Genomic DNA, 20,187 nt, shown 5'->3' with positions numbered 1-20,187 from the left:
TTAAGCACCCTCACCTAAGCCGCTTTCAATAGCTTTACCGATTGCATCTAATACTTTTTCGGCATCATCACCGACTGCTGTGAATTGTAAACGACTGCCTTTTTTTGCACCTAATGCAACAATCTTCATTAAACTGGTTGCACTAACTGGTTCATTTTTACCATCGAGATTAGCAACAGTCACTTTACTATTGAACTCTTTTACTAATTTAACTAGCACCGATGCAGGGCGAGTATGCAATCCATTTTCATTAGGAATGACAAATTCTCTGCTTAGCTCACCATTAGATTCACCACTTTCTGATAAAGCACTTGACGTTGTAGATTGAGTTTCTGCTTGTTGTGATGAAACTGACTGCGAACCTGATAATAAAATATTGCTAAAATCATCGCTATTTGCAGTGATTAGTAAGTTTAATTTTTGATTGTAAGCTAAGGTAGCAATGTTATTTACAATAGCTGTAACATTATCATCAACCGCTGCAATGGTAATCAGAAGTTTAACTGGCTTACCGTCTTGGTTTAGCTCACTTGCTGTACGACTAATCGCAATTGCATTTTTTAAATTACCTTCACGGCTGTCATTTAACCATACGCCGTCACCCAAATAATTCGGTTTATTATCAAGGACGTTAGTAATAAAGCTAGCATTAACAGCATTTTGTTGTTTTAATCGTGATGCATTTAAAGCTTGTAAAGTAGCTAAACTGTCAGCTTGAATATTTAATAATAATGAAGATTCATTAATAACAAATTGACTATCTTCTAAACTCTCTTTGCCAGTTAAAATAGCGAGAGCTTCATCGGCTGATTGAATATTCTTAATTCTTTCTTCAACACCATCAGCACCAAGTACGTGAGTTAATTGACGAAGTAATTCTAAGTGTTCATCTGAACTTGCCGCAATACCGATGGCAAGATAGGCTTTTTCACCATCATCACCCCATTCTACACCTTCTGGGAAACAGAAAACTTGTACACCGGTTTTTTTAACTAGATGACGAGTTTTAGGCGTACCATGAGGTATAGCAATACCAATACCTAAATAAGTTGCTGCTTGACCTTCACGTTCAAGCATACCATCAACATATCCTTCTCCGACAAAACCAGCACTAGTTAATGCAGCTGCAATTTTCTTAATTGCTTCAGTTTTATTGGTTGCTTGTTCATTTAAATGAATATCTTCTTTAACTAAATGAAACATAAAATAAATACCTCTGGGTTATAATGTTGGGTCAACTAAAAACAACTCAGCAATCCCACAATCGTTCGTTATTGAATAATATTGAATCGTTTCAGCAATAATGAATATAAACTTGTTAATAATCAAGTAAATTATATCTATTAATTCCTAAAGTGTGATCTAGATCGTTTTTTTAAGAAAATAGCTGTCGTTATGACGGCTTAAATTGATTTTTTAGCAATACTTTTTCGACTCAGGCTACCTCGATAAATTAAGCGTCGAGGAATAACTGTGGTTCCTGGCTGATAGCTTTTATTATGTAAACTATCAAATAATAGTTTAATGGTTATTTCTGATATCGCTTTATGATCTTGTGATAACGCAATTATTTTACAAGGTAAGAAATTAAGTAACTCATTATCACCAAAAGTTGCAATAGTTAGATTTTCTGGCAGATGATCAAACTTTTTCAAAATTGCATCAATTGTGCCTTGTAATAAAGAAAAAGAAGTAGAAAAGATACCATCTGGTAAATCATTATATTCTAACCATTGACTAAAGGTAGCCTCAGCGTCACGACGACTATAATTATTTGCACATAAAAAATCAACTTTATTGTTACTATTTGATGCAATTTCCTTAAAGCCTTCCATACGCTGCTGGCTAACGGATAGATTGGGTAAGGCACCAATATAAACTACTGTACCATTAACTAACTGATCAAATGCTTTGGCTAGCATTTCTGAATCTTCTTTATCTGCACCAACAACATTCCTAAACTCTGATACAGATAATATTCTATCTAATGCGAACAAAGGGATATCACTATTTTGCCAACCATCATAAAAGGCATAATCTGGTTCGGCAACAAATGACGAAGATATCACCAACGCATCAACTCGTCGCTGTTTTAAATGCAGAACACACTCTTTTTCAATTTTCGGATCATCTTCAGAACAAGAGAGTAATAATTGATAACCTTCTTTTTTTACTAATTGCTCTAAATAGCTAGCAATTCGATTATAACTGATATTTTCGAAATCAGGAATAATGATACCAATAGTGCGAGTTTTACCTGCTCTTAAACCTGCAGCTACTGCGTTGGGTTGATAATTGTACTCATTTACCACCGCCATCACTTTTGCAATGGTTTTATCACTAACCCGATATTGTTTGGCTTTACCGTTAACCACATAACTCGCTGTGGTTCTTGATACACCAGCTAACAATGCAATCTGCTCTAATTTCATGACTTAATCTCAAAAAAAAACTACTTGTTATTTAACCTGAACATAAATTAAATGTAAACAAAAGTTATATTATTTATAAATAAATTAAATAATTAAACGTTAGAAATAAAAAAGGATTTAGTTATTTTCTAAATCCTTGTTGTTAAAAAATTTAGATACTAATAATAAATAGCAATATTTTGATTATGAATATTTTCTATTTTGACTGGTGTATCAAAAATTTCCTCTAATATCTTTGAATCCATAATTTGTTTAGGACTGCCTTGATAAACCAGTTGGCCATCTTTCATCGCTAAAATATAATCGGAATAGACTGAAGCAAAGTTAATATCATGAATAACAATCACAATGGTTTTACCCAGTTCATTGGCAGCTCGTCTTAGCTGTTTCATCATAGCAACCGCATGTTTCATATCAAGATTGTTTAATGGTTCATCTAGCAATACATATTCAGTATCCTGACAAAGTACCATTGCCACATAAGCTCGCTGCCGTTGCCCACCTGAGAGTTCATCTAAAAATCTATCTTTATATTCAGTTAGATTTAAAAATTCTAGCGCACGATTAATATAGACTAAATCATCTTTATTTAATCGCCCTTTTGAATAAGGATAACGGCCAAATCCAACCAACTCAAAAACGGTCAATCGACTGGTAAAACGGTTCTCTTGTCTTAACACAGATAAATAGGTTGCAAGTTTATCACTAGGCGTATTAACCACATCCATATTATGAATTTTTACTTGTCCCTCATCGGCAAGTAATAGACGGCTAATAATTGATAATAAGGTTGATTTACCAGCACCATTTGGACCAATGATCGCCGTAATACCACCTTGAGGTATGGTTGCTTTCACATTTTTTAATACAGGTATGGTTTGATACTTTTTACTAATATTATCAATTTCTATCACATCGGAACCTTTTTCAATAATAAGAAGATAAACAATGAACCACCAATAAACTCAATTACTATCGATAATGCGCCCACCATATTTAGGACCCGCTCTAAAAACATCTGTCCACCAACAAGAAAAATCACGCCTAATAAAAACGCAGTTGGTAATAAAAAACGATGCTGGCTAGAGCCACTAATACTATAAGCTAAATTAGCAATAAGTAGACCTAGGAATGTTAATGGCCCAACTAACGCGGTTGATATTGAGACTAATACCGAAACGAGTAATAGAATGATAGTGACACTTTTCTGATAATCGACCCCAAGATTAATAGCATTATCACGTCCTAATGCTAATACATCAAATCGAAAGCGCATTCGCCATAAAAACAGACCAATAATTGAGGCAATGATTAATGAAAACACGATTAAGACAGGCTCGGCTCGGGTAAATGTGGCAAAAATACGGCTTTGCAAAACAGCGAATTCCGTTGGCGTCATTAATCGTTGTAATAAATTGGAGAAACTACGAAATAGTGTACCTAAAATAATACCAATTAATAAAACCAAATGAAGATTTTGTTTAAGTTTGGTAAATAATCCTCGATACAAAAATAGAGAAAATAAAATTAATAATAATGATTCGAAAATAAATTTACCCACAATACCAATATAAGGAATACCTTGCGCATCAATAAAAAATATTACTACTGTTTGAATCAATACAAACAAAGATTCAAATCCCATTATTGAAGGTGTTAAAATTCGATTATTAGTAACAGTTTGAAAAAGCAAAGTCGACGTTGCAGCAGAAAAAGCCACTAAAATCATCGTTAAAACAATCCAAGTACGATGAGTCAATATATAACTAATATTGCCTTTTAAATTGAATGTCATGAAAAAAATGACACAAAATAGCGCAATACCCAGTAATATCAGTACAGTATTTCGACTTGAAATAAAGCGTTTTTGATTAACCAGCATGACGTTTTTTACTCAACAATACTAAAAATATCACAGCACCAACTACACCAAGGATTACACTAACTGGAATTTCGAAGGGATAGCGAATAACTCGTCCAATAATATCACAGAGTAAAACCAGACCACTACCTAGCAGACAAATCCACGGAATAGTTTTACGAACATTATCGCCAAACAATAAACTCACAATATTAGGAACGATTAAGCCCAAAAACGGCAGTACCCCCACCACCACCACAACAATCCCACCAATAAGTGCAATGACAATCAGACCTGTTAACATTACTTTATTATAATTAAGTCCGACATTGACGGAAAAGTCCCGTCCTAATCCAGCGACAGTAAAACGATCGGCGCTCCAACAGGCAAGTAAGGTAATAGCACCAACTAACCACAATAGTTCATAGCGACCTTGCAAAATGCCAGAAAAATCACCTGATTCCCAACCACCTAGTGATTGTAATAAATCAAAATACATGGCAAAAAAAGTACAAATTGCACTGATTACTGCACCAAGCATAATCCCAATAAGTGGAACCATTAAGGCAGATTTAAAGATGATTTTACGTGAGATAAACATAAACAACATCGTGCCAGCCATTGCAAATAAACTTGCCACCATCATTTTCGTCATTACAGTTGCACCAGGAGCAAATACCATCATGACTAATAGCCCAAGACTTGCAGACTGGGTTGTCCCCACTAATGAAGGTTCAACAAACCGATTTTGCGTAAGTAATTGCATAATTAAGCCTGCAACACTCATAGCACTACCAGCTAATAGTAATGCTACCGTTCTAGGAACACGACTAACAAAAAAGATTTGTCGCATATTACTGTCAGACCAAAGATCGGCCAACGTCACATGCCCAGCACCAATAAACAGACTTAATGCAGCCATTGCTATTAAAAGAGCAATGCCTGCAATAAAATAAACCGTTTTTGTCATAACTTATGATTAGTTGGCTGATGTTTTTTGTAAAACATCACTTATTTGGTCGATTAATTGACTATAAGTTTGAATACCACCAGAGATATACATTGAAGTTGAATCTAAATAAACAATATGATTTTGTTGCCATGCATCAGTTTTTTGGATTAATTCGTTATTTAGAACTTGTTGTGCTGATTGAGCTTCTTTATTACCAATTGCATTGTCTCTATCTAACACAAATAACCATTGTGGATTAACACTTAACACAAATTCAGAAGTCACTGCATTACCATGACGTCCAGCTTCTTGGAAGGTTGTTGCAGGTTTGAAACCTAATACATCAAAGATAAAGCCAAAACGTGATTTAGGGCCATAAGCTGACATTTTACCACCATTAACCATAATCACTAAGGCAGTTCCTGCTGTATCTGTTTTAGGTTTTAGTGTTTCAATTTTTTGGTTAAAATCAGCAATTAATTTTTTAGCTTCTGCTTGTTTAGCAAAAATATCGCCTAACTGTTCAGTACGCTCGGTTAAGCTAGCAACGAAATTATTAGGATCAATATCAAGCGAAATAGTTGGTGCAATATCACTTAATTTTTTATAAACATCATTGGCACGACCACCTGCGATGATCACATCAGGTTGTAATGAACTTAACACTTCATAATTTGGTTCAAATAAAGTACCAACATTGGTATAAGCTTTATCAGCATACTTTGATAAGAATTCTGGGAAATGAACATCCGATTGTGGGACACCGGTTACTGGAATTTTTAATGCATCAATAATATCCAGTGTCGCTGTGTTATAAACTACCACTCTTTTCGGGTTTTCAGGAACATCTGTTTTACCTTGAGCATGTTCAACAGCTATAGTTTTATTAGCTACTGGTGCTTCTTGTTTTTTATCGTCACAGCCAGCTAATACAAATAAAGCGGCTAGTAATACTAAAAATTTAACTTTGATAGATGAATACATTGTAACTCCTAGTTATTAGCTTAGTCCAAAAGCGAATGGATGATAAATAGAATAATTATCATTTGCATTCGATTGTAACTAAAAATAAATAAGTGTTCAATGAACTTTAAGCAAACAGTAAAATAATAATAAATAAATTGGTAAAAACATTAGATAATAACATTATCACTTATTGCCGAAAAAATCGGCATGCTATCATAATCAATTATCATCTGATAATTCTTTGAGTTTTCTTGTTAAAGTATTTCTCCCCCAGCCAAGCAGATTCGCTGCATCTTGCTTATGTCCACGAGTAAAATTAAGTGCACACTTTAATAAAATTTTTTCAACATCACTCACTGTTTGCGTCAAAATTCCGGTTTGACCAGCTAATAATGCTTGTTTAGCCCACTGCTCTAACAGTTTTTTCCAATCGGTTTCTGGTAATATCTGATTGGTTACATTGGTAAGAACCTCATAATTAGCTGAGCCATCAGAAGCCGATAATTGTAATAATTCTGGAGGTAAATCTTGCACATAAACTTCATTATTGGATGACATTACTGTTACCCAACGACAAACATTTTCTAATTGCCTTACATTGCCCGGCCAATTGAACAGACATAAAAGATTAAGAGCATCAGGGCTTAGCACTTTACTTTCAACACCTAATTCTTTGGCGGTGGTACGTAAAAAATGTTCAGCTAATTTAGGTATATCTTGCGCTCTATCACGTAATGGTGGCAATAAAATACGAATCACATTTAGCCGATGGAACAAATCTTCTCTAAATTTACCTTCCCTTACTCTAGCTTGTAAATCTTGATGCGTAGCGGCAATAATACGTACATCAACTTTTACAGGTGAATAACCACCTATCCGATAAAATTGACCATCAGCAAGAACTCTTAATAACCGAGTTTGCACATCCAATGGCATATCACCAATTTCATCTAAAAAAAGCGTTCCACCGTTAGCTTGTTCGAATCGACCATGCCTTATTTGAGCGGCACCAGTAAATGCACCTTTTTCATGCCCAAATAGTTCCGATTCAATCAGATCGTTAGGAATAGCAGCCATATTTAAGGCAATAAATGGTGACTGTGAGCGTGGACTATGAGTATGCAAAGCTTTAGCCACTAACTCCTTACCCGTTCCTGATTCACCATTAATAAGTACGCTGATAGATGATTTAGAGAGTCGTCCAATAATACGAAACACCTCCTGCATGGCGGGTGCTTCACCAATAATACCCGTAGAAGCTTTGCTGGTAGAGGAACTATTAGGTTTATTACTTTGACTTTGTAAAATAGCCCGCTCAACCAATTGAATGACTTCATCGACATCAAAAGGTTTAGGAATATAATCATAAGCTCCCTTTTGATAAGCATTCACTGCAGCATCAAGGTCTGAATGAGCAGTCATAATAATCACCGGTAAATTAGGCATTTGCTCTTTAATATAATTAAGCAAAGATAACCCATCAATACCCGGCATTTTAATATCGGATAATAATACTGCTGGCTTCTGTGGATAATTAACTAAAGCATCAATCACTTCTTGACCACTTGAAAAACTAATGCAGTTAAAATGAGCGTTAGTAAGCGCTTTTTCTAAAACCCATCTAATTGAACTATCATCATCAACAATCCAAACATTCATTGTCATTAACCTCATTGTTTGATTGGTAAATAGATAGAAAACTCAGTATGACCTGGCCAACTATTAAATTCAATCTTACCATTATGCTGGTCAATAATATTATGGGCAATAGACAAACCAATGCCGGTACCGCCTTCATAACCACTAACCATTGGATAAAATAATGTATCTTGAATATGCACTGGAACTCCAGGGCCATTATCTTCAATATCGATACGCGCACAAAGTCGGTAACGTTGACCATGCAAGGTGACTTGAAATGCAGTTCTAGTTCTAATCTTAATACAACCAGATTTTGAATCAATTGCTTGTAAGGCATTACGCACAATATTTAAAACCACTTGTTCAATTTGTTCTGAATCATGAGTGAATTCAGGCAAACTAGGATCATAATCGCGGATAATTTCAACATTTAGCGGTTTTTCTAAACATAAAAGCGCATAGATCCGTTCGATCGCTTGATGTATATTCTGTTGTTTCTGTTGTAACCGCTGTTGAGGGCCTAATAACCTATCAACTAAATTTCTTAACCTATCTGCCTGTTCAATGATAATTTTTGTATAATCTTGCAACTCATTGTTAGGTAGTTCTCGTGACAATAATTGCGCCGCTCCTCTTAGCCCACCAAGTGGATTTTTAATTTCATGAGCAAGTCCACGCACTAATTCACGGGCAGCATTTTGTTGAGCTTGCTGTAATTGTTCTTGACTCAACTTTTTATGACTATTTAATGGTGCCATTTCGATTAGCACATGGCCATTAGCCAGCAATTGTGCAGTTAACGATAAAATATGTAATTCATTGTTTATGACTAAATTAACTTCACTATCGGTAAAACCTTGATTCTGCTCTAATGCATTTTGCATCAATTCAATATCGAGGGAAAAATAACCTAATAGGTCGGGAAAATAACTATCTAATATTTTTTTCGAACTTTGAGCAAGTAACTGTTGTGCAGCGGTATTGGCATAAAGAATATTGAGTTTTTTATCAAGTAATAAAATATTGGTAATCATTGAGTCGAGAACAAGATTTGCATCAGATTCATTATCAAATGTCATCGTTGGCTCTCCGTTCTCATTAGATACCACCGCCCTTCAGCGGTGGTTAAAGCTTTAAGTAATACAATAATGACTTATAGACTGTAGTAGAGTTCAAATTCAACCGGATGTGGTGTCATACGAACACGATCAACATCTTGACGTTTTAAGTCAATATAAGCATCAATAGTGTCATTAGTAAATACATTACCACGAGTTAAGAATTCACGATCGGCATCTAAAGCATTTAGCGCTTCTTCAAGTGAACCTGCAACTTGTGGGATTAATTTAGACTCTTCTGGTGGTAAGTCATATAAGTTTTTATCCATCGCATCACCCGGATGAATCTTATTGATAATACCATCTAAACCTGCCATTAATTGTGCTGCAAATGATAAGTATGGGTTACCTGCTGGATCTGGGAAGCGAACTTCAATACGACGCGCTTTAGGGCTAGTAACCACTGGAATACGAATTGATGCAGAACGGTTACGCGCAGAATAGGCAAGCATAACTGGTGCTTCATAACCTGGTACTAAACGTTTATAAGAGTTAGTCGCTGGGTTCGCAAAAGCATTAATCGCTTTAGCATGTTTGATAATACCACCGATATAGAATAACGCCATTTCAGAAAGGCCAGCATATTTATCACCAGCAAAAAGGTTTACGCCATCTTTAGCAAGCGATTGGTGACAGTGCATACCAGAGCCGTTATCACCAAACATTGGTTTAGGCATAAATGTCGCAGTTTTACCATAAGCATGAGCAACATTTTGGACAACATATTTATAGATTTGAACTTCGTCAGCTTTTTTAGTTAATGTATTGAAACGACAAGCAATCTCATTTTGGCCTGCAGTTGCAACTTCATGGTGATGAGCTTCAACCACTAAACCAAGTTGTTCCATGATTAAACACATTTCAGAACGAATATCTTGTGACGAGTCAACCGGAGGAAGTGGGAAATAACCACCTTTAACACCAGGACGGTGACCTTTATTACCTTCTTCGTATTTAGTACCTGAGTTCCAAGCAGCTTCGATATCATCAATATGTACAAAACTACCAGACATTGGTGAGCCAAAACGCACATCATCAAATAAGAAGAATTCCGGTTCTGGTCCAAAAATAACCGTATCAGCAATACCTGATGATTTTAAAAACTCTTCAGCACGTTTAGCAATTGAGCGAGGGTCACGGTCATAACCTTGTAAAGTCGCTGGTTCTAAAACGTCACAACGAATATTTAATGTTACGTCTTCAAAAAATGGATCAATCACTGCGCTTGATGCATCTGGCATTAAAACCATATCTGATTCGTTAATGCCTTTCCAACCAGCAATGGAAGAGCCATCAAACATTTTACCATCTTCAAAAAAATCAGCGTCGATTTGACTAACTGGAATAGTAACGTGTTGTTCTTTACCTTTAGTATCAGTAAAACGTAAATCAACAAACTTAACATCGTTTTCTTTTATTAGCGTTAAAACTTTTTGTGTAGACATGTAGCTTCTCCATTGAGGACATATAATAATTGTTCAGTTTAAAGGCATTTTGCCTATTTATTAAATTATATGCAAATATGATGCCAGTTTTTCATTAACCATTTTAGACGGTTTTTAGTGATTAAATAATAGCAGAAAAAGCATTAATGCACCATAATAATGCATAAAGCACCAAAATAATGCACCAAAATGTCACATAAACCATTTATGCCACAATTTTGCTCCATGAGTAGTTAATTGGCGATGCTTCTTAATTAAGTTATATATCGAATCTTCGAAAACCGGTTATGGTTAAATAAAAAGTCGTTTCATCCCAATCACGTTTGAGTGTTTCACCTGAAGAAAACGACGCCTCATATAATAAGTTATCCTTTGGATTAACGATCATTACTGGTTTTTGTTGATGCCAATAACAGCATAAATATTTCAGATCCCCCATTCCCATAGTTTTAATCAAATATTGATGGGCTTGCTTAGCATATTTACCGTCAACTTTATAAATTACTGTTATCGGCCATGTTTGACCTTCATCTTGCATTTGACAATCATAATATTGAAAATAATCAGGTGCATTAGCATCAATTTCCTGAAAAAAATCTCGACAGGTTAAATTTGGGTCAAACAGTAATGGCTCACCGGTTATTTGCATATTTTTATCTAGATTTGCGGTTTTATTTGTCGCTGAATTATTTAGATCGGCTAAAACTGACGGGATTACAGTAATTAAAAGTAATGGCAGTAAGATAAATCGTTTAAATAACATTAATTCTCTCCTTAGAATTCTTTAGATCTTATCAACTTAAAATAAGATTTCTCCCTTTAGCTCTGTATTTCAGTAGACAATATCGTTATAATCTTATCTTATTTTTAATAAATTAGGTAATCATAAAAGTATGGACTTTGTTACGCTCGAAATTATACCTTTTGTCAAAAATCATCATTTACTTTCATTAGGTTGGATTGTGTTATTTGTTGCAATCATTGTATTAACCATAAAAATTAAATTGTCAAAAGTGAAAATAATTAATAACGCGCAAGCAATTAATATGATCAATAAACAAAATGCGGTTATTGTTGATATTCGTTCAGCAGATAGCTTCAAAAAAGGGCATATTACTGAATCACACAACATTCTACCCGTTGATATTAAAAATGCTAGTGCGAAAACTATAGAAAAATTTAAAGAAAATATCATTATTGTGATTGATGAAAATGGCTTAACATCAGCAGGTATTGGTGAAGTATTAGTCAAACAAGGTTTTTTACATGTATTTACATTAAAAGATGGTATTGCTGGTTGGAACGGCGAAAACTTACCATTGGTTAGAAAATAATATAATTTTAAAATAAGGTTTTATCATGACAGAACAAAACAATACACAACAACCAGAAACACAATTTGCAATTCAACGTATTTACACTAAAGATGTTTCTTTTGAAACCAATAATGTCCCTGAAATTTTTACTAAGCAGTGGCAACCAGAAATGAATTTAGAGCTAAATTCAGCATCACAAGCATTAAGTGATGAAGTGCATGAAGTTTCTTTACGTGTTACCGTAACGGTAAAACAGCAAGAAGAAGTTGTGTATATTTGTGAAGTTACTCAATCAGGAATTTTCTCGCTTATTGGTTTTGATGATGCACAAATTCAACATTGTGTTGGTGCTTATTGTCCAAATATTTTATTCCCTTATGCGCGTGAAGTTATTTCAAGCCTAGTGAATAAAGGAACATTCCCACAGCTTAATTTAGAGCCAGTAAATTTTGAAGCATTGTTCATTAACTATTTACAACAACAAGAACAACAAGCGCAAAATAGTGCAACTGAAACCTTACAATAATTGTAATTGTTTGGTTGATTAATCGAGTCTATTGGATTATATATGAGTAAAGATGCTGCAGTGACTGTAATTGGCGCCGGTTCTTATGGAACCTCGCTAGCGATATTACTAGCACGTAATGGCCATGAAACCTTATTGTGGGGACATAACCCAGATAAGATGGCTATTTTGCAGCATGATAGACAAAATAGGCAATTTTTGCCTGATATCCCTTTCCCTGAGCAACTGCAAATTGAAGCTGATTTAGCCACTGCTGTTGCTGCTGCACCAATTTTACTTATTGTTGTACCTAGCCATGCGTTTGGTAGTATTCTTAAACAAATAAAACCATTGTTAAGAAAGGATAGTAAAATTGTTTGGGCAACGAAAGGCCTTGAAGTTGATACTGGACGATTATTACAAGATGTTGCACGCGAAGTTTTAGGTGACAAAATTCCATTAGCGGTTATTTCTGGTCCTACATTTGCTAAAGAAGTGGCATCTGGTTTACCCACTGCAGTTACTGTTGCGTCAACTGATGAACAATTTTTAACAGAACTACAAAATTTATTCCACTGTAGTAAATCGTTTCGAGTCTATAGCAGTAAAGATTTTATCGGTGTTCAACTTGGCGGAGCAGTCAAAAATGTGATCGCCATTGGTGCTGGATTGTCGGATGGGCTTGGTTTTGGTGCTAATGCCAGAACAGCATTAATCACTCGAGGATTGGCTGAAATGATGCGATTAGGCGAAGCACTTGGTGCCGATCCCGCCACTTTTATGGGGATGGCAGGATTAGGGGATTTGGTGCTGACATGTACCGATAATCAATCTCGTAATCGTCGTTTTGGTATTTTACTTGGTCAAAACAAATCAATTCAAGAAGCACAAGAGATCATTGCTCAAGTGGTTGAAGGCTGTAGAAATACCAAAGAAGTCTGGTCATTAGCACAAAAATATCATGTCGATATGCCTATTACTGAACAAATCTATAAAGTACTTTACGAACATAAAGATCCAAAACAGGCAGCCATGTCATTACTGGGTCGCTCACAAAAAGAAGAGCTGAAAAGCTAAGTTTCGATCTTAGAACCGCCCTTACCTCGCATTATTTTATTGTTTATGGCTAATCTATTGTTGATGTTAATAAGTAATACCATTAACGACAATTTTAAGCGCTAAAAACACTTTCCTATAATTTTTTATTTTATAGAACTAACTTATTGTTAATACTCATAATAAGCACTATTAATGCCAATATTAGACATTAAAAAACCCCTTTCCTCAAATTTTTGGTTAAGGGGTGATTTGGGGTTAAAAAGAATTATTAGATAGTCGTTCCAATACCCTTTTGTTTAGCTTTCTGATAAATATCATAACCGACATAGACATCTAAAACTGCCGTTCCCACAGTTTTAAATAACGTGATTTGCTGATCGTTTTGACGACATTTTTGCGGGTCGATAACTAAATCTCCCAATTCATAAAAATCTTGTTTTGTGACTAAATTTTGATTAATTGGGTCGATAATATCACCAGCTTCAGCAAATACACCATCTTTAGTATCAAGTACACGAATATCTGCTTTTTCCACTATATTACTTGGGATTTCGTGCATCTCTGGTGTGTAAGCACCTACACCATTGATATGAGTTCCGGGTTTAACTAGCTCACCATTGAAAGTCACTTCTTTTGATGTAGTCACTGAAGTAATAATATCAGCATGGCGAATATCTTCATCCAAATCTTGTGAAAAATAGAGGTTAGCCGAAAAATGGCCAAATCGTTGTTTCATCTCTTCAGTAAACTGCTTGCCTTTTTTGGCATCAAGTCCATAAATAGCTACATCGGTTAACTGCCGTACCGTTAACATAGCTTCTAATTGTGCAGCAGCTTGCCCACCAGTACCAATTAATACTGCTCGTTTAGCATCTTTTTTAGCTAATAAATCCGTGGCAGCGCCTTGTACCGCACCGGTTCGCAATTGCGTAACAAAGGTTCCATCTAATATCGCACAAACTTCGCCCGTTTGAGGATCGATCATAAACACTTGTGCCGGAACTGATGGTTTGCCCAATTTAGGATTATCAGGAAAAACCGAGACAATCTTTAAACCAACAACATCGTTTTCTTTAATATGGGCAGGCATAACTAGGCATTGTCCTTTTTGCATATCAAAATTAATACGTAAAGGCACTTCACTATTACCTTGAGTATAAATTTTTAATGCTTGCTTATCTGCTTCTATAGCATCTTTCATGGTATAAAATTGTTGGATATCTTGAGCTGTTAAAACTAACATTTTCATTCCTTACAGTTATTTAACTTTTATTTTACTTTTTTACTATTTATTGTCTATTAATTAATATTTCAAACTAGAATAACTCACATAACAAATTGTTTAATTTCAATTAAACCCAATTAAAATTTAGCTTCTTGTATATTGCAATTATTTTCACTATTATGACAGAGTGCAATTTTGCACGGAAATTGAGAAATCAGATGTTATTTAAAATATTAAAATTTTTTTTAAAGATTTTATTCCATGTCAAGATTCAAGGTAATCTTGATAACCTAAAACAAGACAGACTTCTTATCACCCCTAATCATGTTTCCTTTCTAGATGGCGTTTTAATCGGCGTATTTTTACCAGTAAAACCAGTATTTGCTATCTACGCAGGATATATTAATCACTGGCTAGTTCGTTTAGCCAAACGCTATGTCGATTTTGTGCCAATGGATCCATTAAGTCCTATGGCAATAAAAAAATTGGTCCGTGAAATTGAAAAAGGCCGACCAATTGTTATTTTTCCGGAAGGTCGAATTACCATAACCGGATCATTAATGAAGATTTATGACGGTGCGGCATTTGTTGCGGCACGTTCTCAGGCGACCATTGTACCTGTTTGGATAGAAGGTGCCGAATTTACCTTAACCAGTCGCTTAAAAGGCCTATTTAAACGTCGTCTATTTCCAAAAATTACAATTCATGTATTGGAACCAAAATCAATCCCCATGCCTGACGCAGCAAAAGCAAGTGATCGAAGATATATTGCTGGTGAAAAATTACATCAAATTATGATGAATGCCAGAATGGCAAGTCGCCCTAAATTAACCCTTTTTGAAGCTTTGCTCGAAGCTCAAGTGCGTTATGGCGTAAAATCACGAATGGTTCAAGACCCTACCACTCATGAAGCCTCCTATCGAAACTTACTTAAGCAGATCATCGGTGTAAGTTGTATTATTTCTAAAATTACCAAACCGAAAGAACGAGTTGGCCTATTACTACCTAATGCAACAATTACTGTTGCCACTATTTTTGGTTTATCAGTTAAAAATCGTATTCCAGCAATGCTCAACTACACGGCTGGTACTAAAGGATTAACCTGTGCAATTACTGCAGCTGAAATAAAAACCATTATTACTTCACGTAAATTTATTAAAAAAGGGAAGCTTGATCACCTATTAGAAGAAATTAACGATGTAAATTGGTATTTCCTTGAAGATTTGCGTAGCAGTTTGAACTTTTTTGATAAACTATACGTTGCTGTACATCAATACATTCCTCGATTAGTTAAACGACGACAATCAAGTCAAGACGAGGCATTAGTGTTATTTACTTCCGGCTCAGAAGGCAATCCGAAAGGAGTTGTCCATAGCCATGGCAGTTTATTGGCTAATGTCGAACAAATTCGTACTGTTATCGATCCAACGCCTGCAGACCGTTTTATGTCAGCGTTACCTCTTTTCCACGCTTTTGGCATCACTGCAGGCTTATTTTTACCGTTGTTCTCTGGCAGTCGTACGTTTCTATATCCAAACCCATTACATTATCGTATGGTACCGGAAATCATTTATGACCAAAACTGTACGGTGTTATTTGGAACACCAACATTTTTAGCCAACTACGCCCGTTATGCACATCCATACGATTTTATGCGTTTACGCTACGTAGTTGCTGGTGCTGAAAAACTTTCTGATGCGGTGCGTGAACAGTGGAAAGATAAATACGGTATTCGAATCTTAGAAGGTTATGGTGTAACCGAATGTGCACCCGTTGTTGCTCTTAATGTACCGATGGCATTTAAAGCTGGTACCGTTGGTCGTTTATTACCGGGCATGGAGTCAAGATTAATACCCGTTCCAGGTATTAGCAATGGCGGAGAGCTACAACTTAAAGGCCCTAACGTAATGAAGGGGTACTTACGGGTTGAAAAACCAGGGGTACTTGAAGAGCCTGTTGCTATTGATGAAAATGGTAATGTGGACAAGGGTTGGTATGATACCGGAGATATCGTTGCAATTGATAAAGATGAATTTTTAACTATCAAAGGACGATTAAAACGTTTTGCAAAAATTGCTGGCGAAATGGTCTCACTTGAAAGTGTTGAAGCTTTAGCTAAAAAGGTCGATGTTGATGCCATGCATGGCGCAACCGTAAAAGCCGATGCAGCCAAAGGAGAAGCGATTGTGCTATTTACAACCTCGACTAAATTAACTAGGGAACAGCTGAATCAAGCAGCGCAGGATTTAGGTATCCCTGCATTAGCGATCCCTCGAGATATTCGTGTTGTTAAAGAGTTACCATTATTGGGTACAGGTAAAATCGATTTTATTACCTTACGTAAAATGGCCGATGAGAATCAATAACAGCAAGGATTCGATATGTCTAAACAACCATTGTTATCAGTTGGCATGGCTGCGACCATGCTAGCGCAGTTTTTTTCAGCCTTTGCTGACAATGCAATTTTTTTTGCTATCCTTGCTTTTATTAAGCAGCTCCATTATCCAGAATGGAGCCAATCAGCATTGCAAATCGGTTTTGTAATTCCTTTTATCCTTCTTTCACCTTTTGTTGGTCAATTTGCTGACAGTATGTCGAAAGGCAAAGCGATGATGATTGCAAATGGGGTTAAATTATTAGGTGCAGCGCTTATCTGCTTAAATATCAATCCATTTTTAGGTTATTTTTTGGTCGGTGTTGGCGCTGCCGGTTACTCGCCAGCAAAATATGGTATTTTAGGAGAACTTACTTCCGGCGATAATTTAGTTAAAGCGAATGGCTTAATAGAAGCGTCAACCATTGCAGCTATTTTACTTGGTTCACTTGCCGGTGGCCATATTGCTGATTTAGATATTACATTAGCATTGCTTACTTGTGTTGTTATGTATGGGCTGGCGATGATAGCAAATATTTTTATCCCCAAATTACCTGCTGCTCGACAAGATATTGAGTGGAAGTTTTTGAGTATGATAAAAGATTTTGCTAAAACCTTTAAAATCATCTTTAACACTAAACAAGCACTCTATACTTTGTTTGGTACCAGCCTATTTTGGGGCGCCGGTATTACCCTGCGTTTTTTATTAATCAGCTGGGTACCCTTTGTTTTAGGTATTACCGACAATTCAACGCCAACAAATCTAAATGCGGTTGTGGCAATAGGTATTGTTGTTGGCGCAGGGCTTGCTAGTGCGACGGTTTCAATATCCAATACCCTTCGCTGTATTCCAGCTGGAATATTAATGGGATTGGCGGTCATCGCATTTACGCTGCAAAGCAATATGATTAGTTCTTATATATTATTAGTGATTATTGGTGCATTAGGCGGTTATTTTTTAGTGCCATTAAATGCACTAATTCAAAAAATTGGTAAAGAGCTTGTCGGTGCCGGAAGTGTTATTTCAATACAGAACTTAAGCGAGTATAGCGCAATGATGATTATGTTAAGTGCTTATACCTTAGCTGTCGCTGGTGGATTATCAGTCATTACAATTGGTGTCGGTTTTGGTATGCTATTTGCTATTCTTATTGCTTTTGTATGGTTAGGGTTAAAATCACATGCCAAACATTAATTTATCAGTAATGATTACTGAGAATCGCAACAGTGCGAGCGAAAATATTGACTGTGCATCGACACTTGAAATTCTGCAAATTATCAATAATGAAGATAAACAAGTAGCACTTGCAGTCGAAAAACAACTTACCTACATCGCTAATGCCGTGGATGCAATTAGCGATGCATTCCTAAATCATGGCCGTTTAATCTACCTTGGTGCCGGCACCTCAGGTCGATTGGGAATTTTAGATGCCAGCGAGTGTCCGCCTACTTATGGAACAGCTCCTGAACAAGTGGTTGGATTAATCGCTGGTGGGCATCCTGCCATATTTAAAGCTGTCGAAAATGCAGAAGATTCACCCGAATTGGCAATTAATGATCTAAAACACATTAATTTTAGTGCTAAAGATATTTTAGTTGGTATCGCTGCTAGTGGGCGCACACCTTATGTTATTGGCGGCATGCAATATGCAAAATCACTTGGCGCTACAGTGGTAAGTTTATGTTGCAACCCTAATGCACCAATGATTAATTTGGCTAATATTGCTATTACCCCTATTGTCGGAGCCGAAGTCATTACCGGTTCATCAAGAATGAAAGCCGGCACTGCACAAAAGATGATTCTCAATATGTTAACAACAGCCAGTATGATTAAAATCGGCAAAGTTTATGGTAATTTAATGGTTGATGTTGAAGCCACTAATGCTAAGCTTGTTGAAAGGCAAATATCAATTGTTATGCAAGCCACCGATTGCAACCGAGATACAGCTATAACAACGTTAAATCAATGTAATCAACATTGTAAAACAGCTATTTTAATGATTCTTGCCGGACTAACCGCTCAGCAAGCAAAAACAAAACTAGAACAAAATAATGGCTTCATTCGTAAAGCATTAGTATAAAATAATACCTAATTTATTCTCTTATTGAACATTAGTCTTAGAAAGCATGACATAATTTTTATATGTTAGTTAAATGAAGATTATTTAATCAGTTGACAATTATTGTTATTAATCTTTGATACAGATCAAGGTAATAGCTTATTTTGTTAACTAAAATAAAATTACTTTGCTTTATTTTATTAACTTTATATTAGCAATAATATAGAAACCTAGGAGGTACGTTATGGTTGGAATTATCCTAGCAACTCATGGTGAGTTTGCTGAAGGTATTTTACAATCAGGGACGATGATATTTGGCGAGCAAGAAAACGTTAAAGCCGTTACCTTGCACCCAAGTGATAGTCCAGATAGTTTAAAAGAACGGATGCTAGCAGCAATAGCTACTTTCGATAACCAAAACGAAGTACTGTTTTTAGTTGATTTATGGGGTGGAACGCCATTTAATCAAGCCAATACACTCTGTGGCGAACACCCAAATTGGGCTATCGTTGCTGGCTTGAACCTTCCCATGCTGATCGAAGCCTATTCATCACGTTTATCCATGGATAGTGCCAAACAAGTGGCTGCAGCAATTATAGAGTCAGCTCAAGAAGGAATTCGAACAACTGTTGAAATTGCGGCTAAACCACAAGTAAATAACCAACAATCAAATACTATCCCAGAAGGTACTGTGTTAGGTGATGGTAAGTTGAAAATAGTATTAGCTCGTGTTGATTCGCGCTTATTACATGGTCAGGTGGCGACGTCTTGGACTAAAGCAACTAATCCTAACCGGATTATCGTGGTTTCTGATTCAGTAGCCAAAGATGAATTACGGAAAAAACTGATTGAAGAGGCGGCTCCTCCTGGTGTTAAAGCTAATGTCGTACCAATTAAAAAGATTATTCAAGTTGCCCATGATCCGCGTTTTGGCAATACCAAAGCCTTATTACTGTTCGAAAACCCTGAAGATGTACTGCGAGCTTTAGACGGTGGTGTCGATATTGAAACATTAAATGTGGGTTCAATGGCACATTCAGTTGGCAAAGTAATGGTCAACAAAGTGTTATCAATGAGCGCTCAAGATGTTGACGCATTCGAAAAATTGAAAGCGAAAAATGTGAAATTTGATGTTCGCAAAGTACCTAATGATTCAAACGATAATATGGATGAATTATTAAAAAAAGCGAAACAAGAATTAGCTGAACAAAATTAGTTTAATTAAGGGGTTAT

The 20,187-nt window shown here is 35.9% G+C and carries 17 protein-coding genes and 2 pseudogenes; 8 read left to right on the top strand and 11 right to left on the bottom strand.

Going from position 1 to position 20,187, the window contains the following annotated elements:
• From fruB to H3T83_RS05115, 10 genes are all read right to left on the bottom strand, one after another.
• The gene (gene fruB, locus H3T83_RS05160) at window positions 1-1,203 is read right to left on the bottom strand and encodes a fused PTS fructose transporter subunit IIA/HPr protein (protein WP_198215265.1); all 1,203 of its coding nucleotides are present in this window, start codon (window positions 1,201-1,203) and stop codon (window positions 1-3) included.
• A gap of 200 nt (window positions 1,204-1,403) precedes the next feature.
• Window positions 1,404-2,432, bottom strand: coding sequence for a catabolite repressor/activator (gene cra / locus H3T83_RS05155; RefSeq protein ID WP_034900747.1), 1,029 nt, complete (start codon window positions 2,430-2,432; stop codon window positions 1,404-1,406).
• Between the two features lie 158 nt (window positions 2,433-2,590).
• The gene (locus tag H3T83_RS05150) at window positions 2,591-3,346 is read right to left on the bottom strand and encodes an ABC transporter ATP-binding protein (protein WP_065577630.1); all 756 of its coding nucleotides are present in this window, start codon (window positions 3,344-3,346) and stop codon (window positions 2,591-2,593) included.
• Window positions 3,343-4,314 (bottom strand): iron chelate uptake ABC transporter family permease subunit, encoded by a 972-nt coding sequence (locus H3T83_RS05145; protein ID WP_198215264.1) that lies wholly within the window; start codon window positions 4,312-4,314, stop codon window positions 3,343-3,345. The genes H3T83_RS05150 and H3T83_RS05145 overlap by 4 nt, the downstream gene beginning before the upstream one ends.
• Window positions 4,304-5,263, bottom strand: a complete 960-nt coding sequence (locus H3T83_RS05140; protein ID WP_198215263.1) for an ABC transporter permease — start codon at window positions 5,261-5,263, stop codon at window positions 4,304-4,306. The genes H3T83_RS05145 and H3T83_RS05140 overlap by 11 nt, the downstream gene beginning before the upstream one ends.
• A 9-nt stretch (window positions 5,264-5,272) precedes the next feature.
• Window positions 5,273-6,229: a siderophore ABC transporter substrate-binding protein gene (locus H3T83_RS05135; protein ID WP_198215262.1), complete on the bottom strand. Its 957-nt coding sequence runs from the start codon at window positions 6,227-6,229 to the stop codon at window positions 5,273-5,275.
• 201 nt (window positions 6,230-6,430) lie between these two features.
• On the bottom strand, window positions 6,431-7,876 hold the full coding sequence (glnG, locus tag H3T83_RS05130) for a nitrogen regulation protein NR(I) (RefSeq protein ID WP_198215342.1): 1,446 nt from the start codon (window positions 7,874-7,876) through the stop codon (window positions 6,431-6,433).
• A 5-nt stretch (window positions 7,877-7,881) separates the two neighbouring features.
• The gene (gene glnL, locus H3T83_RS05125; RefSeq protein ID WP_034900758.1) at window positions 7,882-8,931 is read right to left on the bottom strand and encodes a nitrogen regulation protein NR(II); all 1,050 of its coding nucleotides are present in this window, start codon (window positions 8,929-8,931) and stop codon (window positions 7,882-7,884) included.
• A gap of 74 nt (window positions 8,932-9,005) precedes the next feature.
• Window positions 9,006-10,415, bottom strand: coding sequence for a glutamate--ammonia ligase (gene glnA / locus H3T83_RS05120; protein WP_034900760.1), 1,410 nt, complete (start codon window positions 10,413-10,415; stop codon window positions 9,006-9,008).
• A gap of 259 nt (window positions 10,416-10,674) precedes the next feature.
• Window positions 10,675-11,178, bottom strand: a complete 504-nt coding sequence (locus tag H3T83_RS05115; protein WP_198215261.1) for a DUF4952 domain-containing protein — start codon at window positions 11,176-11,178, stop codon at window positions 10,675-10,677.
• Window positions 11,179-11,308: 130 nt separating this feature from the next.
• Here H3T83_RS05115 and H3T83_RS05110 point away from each other — a divergent pair, with 130 nt between their 5' ends.
• The 3 genes from H3T83_RS05110 to gpsA are packed head-to-tail and all read left to right on the top strand — an operon-like array spanning window position 11,309 to window position 13,313.
• Window positions 11,309-11,749 (top strand): rhodanese-like domain-containing protein, encoded by a 441-nt coding sequence (locus H3T83_RS05110; protein WP_034900764.1) that lies wholly within the window; start codon window positions 11,309-11,311, stop codon window positions 11,747-11,749.
• A gap of 25 nt (window positions 11,750-11,774) precedes the next feature.
• Window positions 11,775-12,257 (top strand): protein-export chaperone SecB, encoded by a 483-nt coding sequence (gene secB, locus H3T83_RS05105; RefSeq protein ID WP_086320457.1) that lies wholly within the window; start codon window positions 11,775-11,777, stop codon window positions 12,255-12,257.
• A 42-nt stretch (window positions 12,258-12,299) separates the two neighbouring features.
• On the top strand, window positions 12,300-13,313 hold the full coding sequence (gene gpsA / locus H3T83_RS05100) for an NAD(P)H-dependent glycerol-3-phosphate dehydrogenase (protein ID WP_034900767.1): 1,014 nt from the start codon (window positions 12,300-12,302) through the stop codon (window positions 13,311-13,313).
• Between the two features lie 250 nt (window positions 13,314-13,563).
• On the opposite strand, the gene H3T83_RS05095 is transcribed toward gpsA, so the two are convergent.
• A complete protein-coding gene (locus H3T83_RS05095; protein WP_198215260.1) occupies window positions 13,564-14,538 on the bottom strand; it encodes a hypothetical protein in 975 nt (324 codons plus the stop codon).
• Window positions 14,539-14,738: 200 nt separating this feature from the next.
• Between H3T83_RS05095 and aas the strand changes: the two genes are divergently transcribed.
• From aas to H3T83_RS11520, 5 genes and pseudogenes are all read left to right on the top strand, one after another.
• Window positions 14,739-16,886, top strand: a complete 2,148-nt coding sequence (gene aas / locus H3T83_RS05090; protein WP_065577636.1) for a bifunctional acyl-ACP--phospholipid O-acyltransferase/long-chain-fatty-acid--ACP ligase — start codon at window positions 14,739-14,741, stop codon at window positions 16,884-16,886.
• 15 nt (window positions 16,887-16,901) lie between these two features.
• Window positions 16,902-18,089 carry a lysophospholipid transporter LplT gene (gene lplT / locus H3T83_RS05085; RefSeq protein ID WP_198215259.1) on the top strand — a complete coding sequence of 396 codons (1,188 nt, stop codon included), beginning with the start codon at window positions 16,902-16,904 and terminating at the stop codon, window positions 18,087-18,089.
• Complete coding sequence (murQ, locus tag H3T83_RS05080; protein WP_199283280.1) at window positions 18,076-18,975, top strand: N-acetylmuramic acid 6-phosphate etherase; 900 nt, start codon at window positions 18,076-18,078, stop codon at window positions 18,973-18,975. Before lplT ends, murQ begins: the two co-directional genes overlap by 14 nt.
• A 223-nt stretch (window positions 18,976-19,198) precedes the next feature.
• Window positions 19,199-19,565, top strand: a pseudogene (locus H3T83_RS11525) (PTS sugar transporter subunit IIA); the annotation flags it as partial.
• A gap of 65 nt (window positions 19,566-19,630) precedes the next feature.
• Window positions 19,631-20,170: pseudogene (locus H3T83_RS11520) on the top strand (PTS system mannose/fructose/N-acetylgalactosamine-transporter subunit IIB); the annotation flags it as partial.
• Between the last annotated feature and the right edge of the window lie 17 nt (window positions 20,171-20,187).

The organism is Gilliamella sp. M0320 (genome assembly GCF_016101635.1).
GTDB classification, from domain to species: domain Bacteria; phylum Pseudomonadota; class Gammaproteobacteria; order Enterobacterales; family Orbaceae; genus Gilliamella; species Gilliamella apis.
Note: the sequence above shows the minus strand (reverse complement) of the source record. Positions and strands in the feature narration are given on the sequence as shown.